Below are 11,407 nucleotides of genomic sequence, written 5' to 3'. Positions count from 1 at the left end.
GCGTTGTATTCACAATTTAATTACGAATTGCTATGCCCTCAAGCGTAATTTGTTCAATGATGTCATTCGTTCTTTTGTCATGGAAAACTTAGCTGATTACAATTATCTCCTACCTGCAAATCTTCTCCCTTCTGTCAATGCGTAACTTCTAAGCTATACCAAAGCTCAAAATGGCATAGCCATTTTGAGCTTTGGTATTACTGGGCAGTAGGAGGGGGCGGCAAAAAGCGGGAGTCAGAAATTTCAATTAACTTGTCAATGGAGGTCTCGGCTAAAAGCTTACGAGCTTGGGCAAGATATTCTAAATTAGGACATTTATCGCCGAGGATACAGCCATTGGTACATTCTTTTTGACAATCAACTTGGCGAGCCATGGATTTAAAAGCATTAAGTAAACTAGATTTTAAGACTACTATAGCTGTCGCTTGGGTTTGCAGCTACTCCCTTCCTACCTAAAAATAGACATCAAAAACCAATAATTAGACGTTGCGGCGCTTCGCGCCGCAACGTCTAATTTTTCACTGGTAAGAGAGTAGCCACAGTAACAGATAAGGATGGTTGGGGCTTTGCCCCAACCATCCTTATCTGTTTATTTTGATATGCGGTCAGAGAGACTCGAACTCTCACAGCTTTCGCCACCACCACCTCAAGATGGCGTGTCTACCATTCCACCATGACCGCAATTGCATTTAAAGTGCTTTACTATATTACAGCAATAGTACAAATATGCAATATGTTTTACGCAATATTGCAATATATTTTGGCAAAATATTGCCAAAATAGATTTTAGAGTTTTCGGCACTGTAATGCTAAAGGCTCTAAAATTGGCTTCAGATTACAATATCTAAATTAAATTCAATGTCTGAATCATCTCTAGAATCAGCGCAGAATAAACAAACTCAGGATCGATCGCCCAAACCTTGGGTGCGTCCTGTCGCGATCGCAGGTATCGCGATCGCCAGTTTTTATGGTTCTGTTTGTGCAGGATTGTGGTTTGGGCAAACGAGGCTAGTTTTTTCTCCAGAGAAGGAAATTACCACTACGCCTGCAAATTTTAATGCCACCTATGAAGATGTCTTAATTCCCGTTAAAAAAGCCGATGGCACAAGCGAAAACATTCATGGTTGGTGGTTACCAAATATCAAACAAGAGGAAAAAGGCAATCTTGGCGATCGCAAGGTAATTTTGTATTTGCATGGTAAGGGCAAAAATATCAGTGCTAACGCCAAACATGCTAATCGCTTAATGCGGATGGGTTTCTCAGTTCTCGTATTTGATTATCGAGGTTATGGCAGGAGTGAGGGATCATTTCCGTCAGAATCTTCGGTGTATACCGATGCCCAAACCGCTTGGGACTATCTCATTCAAAAGGGTTACAAGTCAAACCAGATTTTAATCTACGGTCATTCTCTGGGTGGAGCGATCGCGATCGATCTGGCTATCAAACATCCCGAAGCCCTCGGAGCGATCGTCGATGCTTCCTTTACTTCGATGAGCGACATGGCGCAACTCGATCCTAAATATCGCATTTTCCCCATCGATTTACTCATCCATCAACGTTTTGATTCGATCGCGAAGGTGCGATCGCTTGCCATACCCGTACTTTATATTCACGGTACTGCCGACGAGGTAATTCCCCTATCGATGGCACAAAGTCTCTATGAGGCAACCCCCTCCAGAAAACAAATCGTGATCATTCCCAATGGTGGACACAACAATAATGCGGCTACCAATGAGCCTTTATATTTGAATGCCATTCGTAGCTTTTTCAATCTATAGCTTACTAATTTAACGTCAGTTCGGACTAAGCTGGCAAATTTTCAAAGCCCAAAAGTAAAAGCCTTGCTACGCAAGGCTTTTACTTTTGGGCTTTTAAATTTTGCCAGCTTAATCCGAACTGACGTTAATTAAGCCCACTTAATTAGTAACTATAAATCAACAAACAAACTGGGATCGACATGGAAAAATTCACCAAGTGACTTCGCTTGCCCTTTACTAATAGTTCTTTTACCATTGACAACCTCAGAAACCACGCCACGAGAACCTATCACACCTACGAGGTCAGTTTGTCTTAGTCCTCTCTCTTCCATTAGATGCAACAAGATCGAATGAGGTGTTGAAGCCGCTAACTGATAATGTTCATCTTCAAATTTCTCAATCAGTGTTACTAGAAGACGTAGTATCTGTTCTTTCTCTGGAGATAGATTTTCTTCAGCTAGCAGACTTTCTACAATGCTTAAAGCGCGATCGTTTTCTTCTTCCGAAGTAACGACTTGTATTTGAACGTTGGCTAATGCTTCATTGTCATACATGTTTCTCTAATGCTAACTCAACAAGCCGATCGCATAGTTGCGTAAACGGAATTCCTGAGTACTCCCACAACTTGGGATACATGCTGAGGGATGTGAATCCAGGAAAAGTATTGATTTCATTGATTAATACCGTTCCCGTCGCTTCCACATAGAAGAAATCGACCCTTGCCAAACCTGAACCAGCAACAGTCTGAAAAGCTTTTACCGCCATTGATTGCACTGCTTGAGTTACATTGTCTGGTAACTTGCTCGGAATAATTAAATCTGCCTTACCTGCGGTGTACTTAGTTTCGTAATCGTAGAAATCGCTCGTAAAAGTAATTTCACCGATCGCAGAAGCTTGGGGTTGTTCGTTACCAAGTACCGCACATTCGATCTCGCGAGCCGTTACGCCCTGCTCGATGATGATGCGCGGATCGTAACTGGTGGCACTAGCGATCGCTTCTTTTAACTGTTGGCGATCGCGTACTTTAGAAATCCCCACCGACGATCCTAGATTAGAAGGCTTCACAAAACAGGGATAGCCGAGAGTCGCCTCGATATGCTCGCTCCATGATTGCTCGTCCTGCTGCCATTGCCAGCGGTTTAGCGCCACATATTTAACCTGAGGCAAGCCTGCATTCGCAAAGATGGCCTTCATCGCAATTTTATCCATGCCCACCGACGAGGCAAGCACACCATTACCAACATAGGGCTTATGCATCAATTGCAATAGCCCCTGCACTGTCCCATCTTCCCCATTCGGTCCATGCAATACGGGAAACCATAGATCGACTGTTTGCACTTCCGTAGGCAAGAAAAAAGCCGCATCCGTTAATAATTCTGAATCCTGCAAACCTTTGCCAGAATCTAAAACCTGCTGCGATATATCGGGACTGCGCCATGTGCCATCCCGTTGAATGTAGAAGGGTTGAACCTGATAGCGGGAATTTTGGTTGAGGGCTGAGGCGATCGCTCTTGCCGATGTAATCGATACATCATGTTCGCCCGACTGTCCGCCAAATAACAAGCCGACATAAAGAGGAGACTTTACCGCCAAATCTTGCATACCCGCCATTAGTAAACACCCTCGCCAAATTAATCGCAAACTTTTAGTACTGAATACTTTACCTTATTAACGTGAATTCGGGATAATTTGAAATGGGCTTTGAGAAAGGGTTTGCTACGCAAACCCTTTCTCAAAGCTCAAAACTAAAAGCCTTGCTACGCAAGGCTTTTAGTTTTGAGCTTTTAAAATTTGCTAGCTTAACCCAAACTAACGTTTATTAAATAACTAAGGCTCTTGCGGATAAAAAATGTCTCACCCAAATGCCCCAGCTAAGTTTAGCTGAGCGGAGTCGAAGTCACAGATACTTTAGAAACCATTTAAGAATTACTTTCTTCGGTCAAAAACTCTAAGAGATTCCCCTCAATCCCCCTTAAAAAGGGGGAAGAATTTAATTCTCCCCCCTTTTTAAGGGGGGCTGGGGGGGATCTATCCAATTCTTAAATGGTTTCTTAATTAGCAAGTAATGTAAACTTCAAACCTAGAAGAGCGTTACGCTCTTCTAGGTTCTATTAGGTTCTATTAGGTTCTATTAGGTTCTATTAGGTTCTATTTTTTTAAGCTGCGATCGCCTTCGTTTTAGTACCCAGAGACTCCATTACCAGTTCGGCTAGATCGTTGATAAATATGGGGTGACTGTTTAAGGCAGGAACGCGATCAAAATTGTGAATGCCAGCTTCTTCAGCGACTTCCCGATATTCAATGTCAATTTCCTGCAAAGTCTCAATATGCTCCGATACAAAACTAATCGGGACTACCAAAAGATCGTGAATACCGCGCTTAGCCAGATTCTTAATAGCTTCCTCCGTATAGGGTTGCAGCCACTCCACAGGACCGACACGACTTTGATAGGCGAGGGTGTGGGCATTGTAGCGATGGCAATCGCGACGGAGTGCTTTCATGATCCCATCGACACAGTTTTCCATCTCTGACTGATAGGGATCACCGTATTTAGTTACATATTTCACGGGCACGCCATGGGCGCTAAAGAAAATATGCACATTCTCAGGTTCGGCAAAGCTTTGTAATTTAGCATCAATGAGTTCGTTCATCGCCCGAATGTAGCCAGCCCGATCATACCAAGACTTGATCGTAATCTTCTCGATCGCTTGCAGCTCAGGATCGTTCTCCCAGATCTCGTCCAGTTTTTTGATACTCGATCCACTGGTGCTAATGGAATATTGGGGATAGAGCGGCAATACAACGAGGCGCGTAATTCCATCTTGTTTGATCTGAGCGATCGCCTCTTCAGTGTAAGGATGCCAGTAGCGCATGGCAACGTAGACTTTGGCATCCACACCGTGACGTTGTAAAACGTTCTCAATGTTTTCACCTTGCTCTCTGGTAATCTGGCGCAGAGGTGAACCACCGCCGATCGCGCGGTAATTTTCTTGGCTGATGGGTGCGCGACTTGCCGCGATTAGAGATGCGATCGGCTTTTGCAGAAAGGGGAATGGCAGACGAATAATTTCTGGATCGGCGAAGAGGTTATACAAGAAAAGGTAGACATCTTCTAGCTTCTCAGGACCTCCTAAATTTAACAGTAGTACTCCAACACGACCAGACATAAAACAGTTTCCTAAATTTGATAAATTAATAATTATTAGTTTTAAATAAACTATCGATAGTTAGCGTTAAGGCTCGAAACTGATAATCAAACGATAAAAATCGCGAATGATGTAAATGATTGTGAATGATATAGATGAAATTTATTAAATAAATTTAAAAATGGTTTGAAAGCCCAGTCTAAATATTAGGCTAAGCTACATATAAGTATAAGCTTTTATTTTTGGCTACTGGGCTTTAAAGTAGGCTGATAAAAACTATGAATCTTCCTCCCATTGCTTATCTAGCCACAGTTTGACGCAAGCTTCAAGTAAATCTATATCCAAAGGCTTTGTCAGATAATCATCACAACCAGAGGCGATCGCTGACTCCTTATCTCCCTTCATCGCATGGGCAGTAACCGCAATGATCGGAATTTGGGCAGTGCGATCGCTTGCCTTGAGTTGTCTTGCCACTTCCCATCCGTCGATCTCTGGCAAAGAAAGATCGAGCAAAATTAGATTGGGATGATTTGTTTCTAGCCAATCCAAAGCTGCTTGACCATCTTGGATACAAGTTACTTGGTAGCCTGAATCTTGAAACACCTGCTCCACCAAAACTTGGTTATCAGGGGCATCTTCGACCACTAAAATCAGTGGCGAGTGGTTAGGTACGAGCATAGGTACTGAGCGGTTCTTGAATGAACTTGATATAGAGATGTTTAAAGGTTGATCGCAAAACTCTGGGCATTCCAAAGTCGATCGCCATCATGGTTTCAGGGAGTTTCCAATCGGGACTTCGCAATTGAGCGATCGGATCGCCAATGATCTCAATTGCCTCCAGATCGCTACAAAGCCCCGTGCGAATAGCAGCCGCAACCGTAGGCACATCGAGAGGGTTAACGCCGAGGATCTCCACCATAACGCGATCAAGGGCAAATACATCACAAGAAGCGGCTAAAACACCTAATTCTTTTGGTTCGCCCGTACTAGGACCATTGCCTTCATGTCCGACGATACCATCCAGAATGGTAAGTTCAGGAGCGATCGCTCTTGCCGTCTCAATTAGCATTTGGGCGAATCTTTCCACATCTTTACCTGCTTCCATATGCCACCAAGCCTTCATTTTTCCAGGAACGCAACCAAAGAGATTTTTAACGCCAAGGGTGAGGGTGAGTTGCATATGCGATTTAACCTTGGGCAAATTAATCACCACATCCGCATCCATCGCTTCTTTACTGAGACGTAAATGTTGCAGTTCGCCTTCCCCTTCAGTTTCGTAGCGTTTACCGTGAAATTCAATAATGGGAATGCCTAGTTCTTCTGCAAGGGGAAATAGACCATTCGCCTTGGCAATTCCTTTCGCACTCCCAAAGGCAGGGCTATCACCCAAAAATGGCTTACCACCAGCATCCTGTACCATTTTGGCAACACAATACACTAATTCTGGACGAGTGGTACATTCCTTGGTAGGACGAGAGCCTGTGAGCAAGTTGGGCTTGAGGAGAACGCGATCGCCTACTTTGACGATGCTGGACATACCTCCTAGGGGTGCAAGTACTGCTTCTAGCGATCGCATTAGGGATGTGGTTTCATAGCTAGAAGCATGTAAAAGACTGACAGTTGGTTTCATGAATGTTTCTAGAAGGTGAGTAGGTCAGCAAACTACTTAAAAATATAACCTAATACCAAGTTAAGAAATGGCTACGCCATTTCTTAACTTGAAAAACCTTACTGGGTATGTTTTTTAATTCACAAAAGTGTTGTCACACTTTCGTGAATTGGTATTATAGCTGCCGCCAACTGGATCAGGACATCAAACCCCAAAGAGAGTTGCCGCGCGGAGCGCGGCAACTCTCTTTGGGGTTTTTATTTTGTCCTAACAAAACTGGCAGCAGCTATAGAGTTATGAAAGGGGCGATCGCTAAACTATCGATCTAAAGACGGATTATGGGGGTGCTTCTACAGATCCTAGGCTACTTACGTTAAGATTGGTTAATTAAATCATTCGTTCTTGGCAAGATCGTCTAAGAACAACTCTATCGATGGAGCAGTAGTAGTGAAAAGCAATAATAAAAACGACAATAATAAAAAGTGGAAAAATTTTGGTTTATACGCACTGCTAGGCATTGTCGTTATTACCTTAGGGACAACCCTGCTCGATAGTCAACCCGCCGCTCAAGGAGAATGGCGCTATAGCAAGCTAATCGAAGAAGTCCGAAAGAAGCCCGCAGGTGTTTCTAGAGTAACCCTCAGTCCCGATCGCACCTTTGCCGAAGCAACTGTCCCTGGAGGCCCCGAAGGCAAGCGTAAGGTGCGCGTCAATCTCCCTAACGATCCTGAATTTATTAAAACCCTTAGAGACAACAACGTCGAACTAGATGTTGCTCCCCGTCGCACCGATGGCGCATTGGTACAAACCCTGAGTAGCTTGATTTTGCCAATTTTGCTTTTAGTCGGACTATTCTTCCTACTACGTCGCGCCCAAGCAGGTCCAGGCAACCAAGCCATGAACTTTGGCAAGTCCCGTGCCCGCGTGCAGATGGAGCCTCAAACCCAAGTCACTTTCACCGACGTGGCTGGTATCGAGCAAGCCAAGTTTGAACTTACCGAAGTTGTAGACTTCCTCAAAAATCCCGATCGCTTTACTGCGGTTGGTGCAAAAATTCCTAAGGGAGTATTGCTCGTTGGTCCTCCTGGAACTGGTAAAACCCTGCTAGCTCGGGCCGTAGCTGGTGAAGCTGGCGTTCCTTTCTTCAGTATTTCTGGTTCAGAGTTCGTAGAAATGTTCGTCGGGGTCGGTGCATCCCGCGTCCGCGACCTGTTCGAGCAAGCTAAAGCCAATGCCCCCTGTATTGTTTTTATCGATGAAATTGATGCCGTCGGTCGTCAGCGCGGGGCTGGGCTCGGTGGTGGTAACGATGAACGCGAACAAACCTTGAACCAATTACTCACCGAAATGGACGGGTTTGAAGGCAATACAGGTATCATCATTGTCGCCGCAACTAACCGTCCCGACGTACTTGATGCCGCACTACTGCGTCCAGGTCGTTTCGATCGCCAAGTGGTTGTTGATCGCCCAGACTTCGCAGGTCGTCTGGAAATCCTTGGAGTCCACGCACGCGGCAAGACTCTATCGAAGGATGTCGATCTTGAGAAGATTGCCCGTCGCACCCCCGGATTCACAGGCGCAGATCTTTCTAACCTATTAAATGAAGCCGCAATTCTCGCCGCCCGTCGCAACTTAACCGAAATCTCAATGGATGAAATCAATGATGCCGTCGATCGCGTCTTGGTTGGTCCCGAAAAGAAAGACCGCGTTATGAGCGAAAAGCGCAAAGAATTAGTTGCTTACCATGAAGCAGGACATGCCCTCGTAGGTGCTTTAATGCCCGACTATGATGCGATCCAAAAGGTAACTATCATTCCTCGCGGACGCGCTGGTGGTTTGACATGGTTCTTACCAACCGAAGAGAGAATGCAAAGCCGTGCTTATTTGCAAAACCAGATGGCAGTTGCTCTCGGTGGTCGGATTGCTGAAGAAATCGTCTTTGGTGAAGAAGAAGTAACTACAGGTGCATCGAGCGACTTACAGCAAGTAGCCTCAGTTGCCCGTCAAATGGTCATGCGTTTCGGGATGAGCGAAAAACTTGGTCCCGTTGCCCTCGGTCGTTCCAATGGCAATATGTTCCTCGGTCGTGACATTGCTGCCGAGCGCGACTTCTCCGAAGAAACCGCCGCAACTATTGATGAGGAAGTGGGCATTTTGGTCAGCGATGCTTACCGTCGCGCCAAACAGCTTCTCGTTGACAACCGTCATGTTCTCGATAAGATTGCCCACGATCTAATCGAACGCGAGACTGTTGATGCTGAAGAGCTGCAACAAATTCTGGAAACCAATGAATTGAAGTTGGCTGCGGCACTTTAATCTATAAAGCAATTTGATTTCCACAAAATACAGACCTTACAAAATAGGGTCTGTATTTTTTATATTTTTTCTTGAAAATTTAAGTTGTCATTTTGGATTAATCTAGAAAAAATGCAAAATAACGATATTTTATGAAATCTTTTCCGTACTCAAACCAACAAACGCGATATGCGTGAATCTATACAGAAGGTATTACCTGCTATGTTTCTGATTGGCTTGGGTATTAGCTCAATTTCTCCTATAACTAACTTTATGCGTGGTTGCAATATTAAAGGGAATATTTCTGTGAGTACAGGCGATAAGTTATATCACCTGCCAAATATGGAAGATTATGCTACAACCAACATTGATGTAAGTAAGGGAGAGAAATGGTTTTGCATAGAATCTGAGGCGATCGCTAGTGGTTGGCGGAAAGCACCCAGATAAAATTAGACAAAATCATATTCAAAATCATATTCAAAATCATATTCAAAATCATATTCAAAATCATATTTAGGTAATAAGCCATGGTGATCCTAGATCGAGTAGTTCCTTTTGGGCGTTCAAAAGCGGAGTATGAGTTAATGTTTGCGCTATCAGAAAGCGATCGCGCAAAAACGATAATTGGTATCGGTGATGGTCCCGCCAGCTTTAATGCGGAAATGACCGCCGCAGGATATCAAGTCACATCGATCGATCCCATTTATCAATTTACGGGAGCAGAAATTAAAAGCCGCTTTGATGCTTGCGTTGATGTCATCATTGAGCAGGTGCGTAACACCCCTAATAATTGGACATGGAGCTATCATAAATCTCCTGAAGATTTAAGGGCTAATCGGGAAAAAGCGATCGCTTTATTTCTGGCAGATTTCGAGCGCGGCAAGTCAGAAGGCAGATATCTTAATGCCGAACTCCCAAAACTAGGTTTTCAAGATAATCAATTTCAGATTGCCCTATGCTCGCACTTGCTATTTCTATATTCCGATCACCTCAGCTTTGAGTTCCATTTAGACTCGATCCGCGAACTATGCCGTATTACCCAAGAAGTAAGGATTTTCCCATTATTAACCCTCGCCCAAGCGCGATCGCCCTATATTGATGAAATATGTCGCATCTTAGGCAAAGAAGGTATTAGCTCCGAAATTATTCAAGTAAGCTATGAATTTCAAAAGGGTGGAAATCAAGTAATTATATTTCGACAGTAAAAAGGCTCGCAATGCGAGCCTTTTTACTCTTTTTACTCTTTATGCGGAACGGGGGACTTGAACCCCCAAGTCTTTCAACACATGTACCTGAAACATGCGCGTCTACCAATTCCGCCAGTTCCGCAACTGGTATTTTTGTGCCTTGCGATTAACTTTGCGTTTAAAGCTGGGCTCTTAGCTAGCGAGTTATACGTATTTACCTTCTAACTCGCAGTTACTTAGTTTCCTGTAAAGATCGCACAATGTCAATCAGCAAAACTAAAAAAGTCAAAATCACTCAAAATTGGCATTGCTACAGTGTTATAGCTATAGTCAGTAATGTTAGACAAAAATCAAACCCAATAGAGAGTTGCGGCGCTTCGCGCCGCAACTCTCTATTGGGTTTGATGTCCTGACTTAAGTGAATATGGCTATATACCAATTCACTTAAGTGTGACAACACTTTTGTGAATTAAAAACTAAACCTAGTAAGGGTTTTCAAAGCTCAAAATGGCTAAGCCATTTTGAGCTTTGGTATTAATAACAAGTCCCTTAGCCTTTGGATCTTACACGATACAATCTACACTAAAGCGATGGGAATACCGCTCTATAGGGCTAGCGATTTTGTCAATAATCTTGTATCTTAGATTTGTAGCCAAGAAGACTGAACTCAAACAAGAAATAAAACTATGACACTGCGTTTAGGCGATACCGTACCTGATTTTACTCAAGACTCCACCGAAGGCAATATTAACTTTCATGAGTGGATCGGCGATAGCTGGGCAATTTTGTTCTCTCACCCCAAAGACTTTACCCCAGTTTGCACTACTGAGTTAGGCACTGTGGCTAAACTAAAAGGCGAATTTGATAAGCGTAATATCAAAGCTATTGCCTTGAGCGTTGATGGCGTTGAATCCCATAAAGGCTGGGTAGGTGATATTGAGGAAACTCAAAATACAACCCTTAATTATCCGATTATTGCTGATGAAGATCGCAAAGTTTCAGACCTCTATGGCATGATTCATCCTAATTCGGCAACTGGTAATACCCTAACGGTGCGATCGGTGTTTATCATCGATCCCAACAAAAAACTTCGTCTTACATTGACCTATCCTGCTAGCACGGGTCGTAATTTTGATGAAATTTTACGTGTAGTCGATTCTTTGCAATTGACCGATAACTACAGTGTTGCCACACCTGCAAACTGGAAAGATGGTGATGATGTGATTATCGTCCCTTCTGTTTCCGACGAAGCCGCTAAAGAGAAATTCCCTAAAGGTTTCAATCCTGTTAAGCCTTACTTGCGCTTGACTCCTCAGCCTAACAAGTAAACCTATATCAATCCTAAATTAGATTGGTATAACGTGAGTTCGGGATAATTTGAAATAGGCTTAGAGAAAGGGTTGGCTAAGCCA

General features: G+C 43.7%; 11 protein-coding genes and 2 tRNA genes. 5 read left to right on the top strand and 8 right to left on the bottom strand.

Annotated features, from left to right (window positions below; translation table 11 throughout):
* Nucleotides 1-197: 197 nt before the first annotated feature.
* Both PSE7429_RS26660 and PSE7429_RS18035 read right to left on the bottom strand, forming a co-directional pair.
* Nucleotides 198-374 (bottom strand): hypothetical protein, encoded by a 177-nt coding sequence (locus PSE7429_RS26660; RefSeq protein WP_009628752.1) that lies wholly within the window; start codon nt 372-374, stop codon nt 198-200.
* A 226-nt stretch (nt 375-600) separates the two neighbouring features.
* Nucleotides 601-681: transfer RNA gene (locus PSE7429_RS18035), tRNA-Leu, on the bottom strand.
* Between the two features lie 177 nt (nt 682-858).
* Between PSE7429_RS18035 and PSE7429_RS18030 the strand changes: the two genes are divergently transcribed.
* On the top strand, nt 859-1,779 hold the full coding sequence (locus PSE7429_RS18030; RefSeq protein ID WP_009628751.1) for an alpha/beta hydrolase: 921 nt from the start codon (nt 859-861) through the stop codon (nt 1,777-1,779).
* Between the two features lie 149 nt (nt 1,780-1,928).
* On the opposite strand, the gene PSE7429_RS18025 is transcribed toward PSE7429_RS18030, so the two are convergent.
* The 5 genes from PSE7429_RS18025 to PSE7429_RS18005 all read right to left on the bottom strand — a co-directional run bounded on the left by PSE7429_RS18025 (nt 1,929) and on the right by PSE7429_RS18005 (nt 6,534).
* On the bottom strand, nt 1,929-2,312 hold the full coding sequence (locus PSE7429_RS18025) for a helix-turn-helix domain-containing protein (RefSeq protein WP_009628750.1): 384 nt from the start codon (nt 2,310-2,312) through the stop codon (nt 1,929-1,931).
* Entirely contained in the window at nt 2,305-3,369 is a 1,065-nt protein-coding gene (locus PSE7429_RS18020) for a D-alanine--D-alanine ligase family protein (RefSeq protein WP_009628749.1), read from the bottom strand. Before PSE7429_RS18020 ends, PSE7429_RS18025 begins: the two co-directional genes overlap by 8 nt.
* Nucleotides 3,370-3,914: 545 nt before the next feature.
* A complete protein-coding gene (gene hemH / locus PSE7429_RS18015; protein WP_009628747.1) occupies nt 3,915-4,925 on the bottom strand; it encodes a ferrochelatase in 1,011 nt (336 codons plus the stop codon).
* A 255-nt stretch (nt 4,926-5,180) separates the two neighbouring features.
* Entirely contained in the window at nt 5,181-5,582 is a 402-nt protein-coding gene (locus PSE7429_RS18010) for a response regulator (RefSeq protein ID WP_009628746.1), read from the bottom strand.
* Nucleotides 5,569-6,534 carry a DUF362 domain-containing protein gene (locus PSE7429_RS18005; protein WP_009628745.1) on the bottom strand — a complete coding sequence of 322 codons (966 nt, stop codon included), beginning with the start codon at nt 6,532-6,534 and terminating at the stop codon, nt 5,569-5,571. Before PSE7429_RS18005 ends, PSE7429_RS18010 begins: the two co-directional genes overlap by 14 nt.
* A 426-nt stretch (nt 6,535-6,960) precedes the next feature.
* On the opposite strand from PSE7429_RS18005, the gene ftsH reads away from it, so the two are divergent.
* The 3 genes from ftsH (at nt 6,961) to PSE7429_RS17990 (ending at nt 10,013) form a co-directional block, all read left to right on the top strand.
* Complete coding sequence (gene ftsH, locus PSE7429_RS18000) at nt 6,961-8,829, top strand: ATP-dependent zinc metalloprotease FtsH (RefSeq protein ID WP_009628744.1); 1,869 nt, start codon at nt 6,961-6,963, stop codon at nt 8,827-8,829.
* Nucleotides 8,830-8,997: 168 nt separating this feature from the next.
* Nucleotides 8,998-9,255: a sunset domain-containing protein gene (locus PSE7429_RS17995; RefSeq protein WP_009628743.1), complete on the top strand. Its 258-nt coding sequence runs from the start codon at nt 8,998-9,000 to the stop codon at nt 9,253-9,255.
* A gap of 80 nt (nt 9,256-9,335) precedes the next feature.
* Nucleotides 9,336-10,013: a hypothetical protein gene (locus PSE7429_RS17990; protein WP_009628742.1), complete on the top strand. Its 678-nt coding sequence runs from the start codon at nt 9,336-9,338 to the stop codon at nt 10,011-10,013.
* Between the two features lie 42 nt (nt 10,014-10,055).
* On the opposite strand, the gene PSE7429_RS17985 is transcribed toward PSE7429_RS17990, so the two are convergent.
* Nucleotides 10,056-10,137, bottom strand: a tRNA-Leu gene (locus tag PSE7429_RS17985).
* A 544-nt stretch (nt 10,138-10,681) separates the two neighbouring features.
* Here PSE7429_RS17985 and PSE7429_RS17980 point away from each other — a divergent pair.
* Nucleotides 10,682-11,323: a peroxiredoxin gene (locus PSE7429_RS17980; RefSeq protein WP_009628741.1), complete on the top strand. Its 642-nt coding sequence runs from the start codon at nt 10,682-10,684 to the stop codon at nt 11,321-11,323.
* The last annotated feature ends 84 nt before the right edge of the window (nt 11,324-11,407 follow it).

This window comes from Pseudanabaena biceps PCC 7429 (assembly GCF_000332215.1).
Lineage (GTDB): Bacteria > Cyanobacteriota > Cyanobacteriia > Pseudanabaenales > Pseudanabaenaceae > Pseudanabaena > Pseudanabaena biceps.
Note: the sequence above shows the minus strand (reverse complement) of the source record. Positions and strands in the feature narration are given on the sequence as shown.

Excerpts from the sequence above, each read along its gene's own strand:
- PSE7429_RS17990 (WP_009628742.1), top strand. The coding sequence starts at position 9,336 with ATGGTGATCCTAGATCGAGTAGTTCCTTTTGGGCGTTCAAAAGCGGAG.
- PSE7429_RS18030 (WP_009628751.1), top strand. The coding sequence starts at position 859 with ATGTCTGAATCATCTCTAGAATCAGCGCAGAATAAACAAACTCAGGAT.
- PSE7429_RS18010 (WP_009628746.1), bottom strand. The coding sequence starts at position 5,582 with ATGCTCGTACCTAACCACTCGCCACTGATTTTAGTGGTCGAAGATGCC.
- PSE7429_RS18025 (WP_009628750.1), bottom strand. The coding sequence starts at position 2,312 with ATGTATGACAATGAAGCATTAGCCAACGTTCAAATACAAGTCGTTACT.
- PSE7429_RS18005 (WP_009628745.1), bottom strand. The coding sequence starts at position 6,534 with ATGAAACCAACTGTCAGTCTTTTACATGCTTCTAGCTATGAAACCACA.
- PSE7429_RS17995 (WP_009628743.1), top strand. The coding sequence starts at position 8,998 with ATGCGTGAATCTATACAGAAGGTATTACCTGCTATGTTTCTGATTGGC.
- PSE7429_RS26660 (WP_009628752.1), bottom strand. The coding sequence starts at position 374 with ATGGCTCGCCAAGTTGATTGTCAAAAAGAATGTACCAATGGCTGTATC.
- PSE7429_RS18020 (WP_009628749.1), bottom strand. The coding sequence starts at position 3,369 with ATGGCGGGTATGCAAGATTTGGCGGTAAAGTCTCCTCTTTATGTCGGC.
- hemH (WP_009628747.1), bottom strand. The coding sequence starts at position 4,925 with ATGTCTGGTCGTGTTGGAGTACTACTGTTAAATTTAGGAGGTCCTGAG.
- PSE7429_RS17980 (WP_009628741.1), top strand. The coding sequence starts at position 10,682 with ATGACACTGCGTTTAGGCGATACCGTACCTGATTTTACTCAAGACTCC.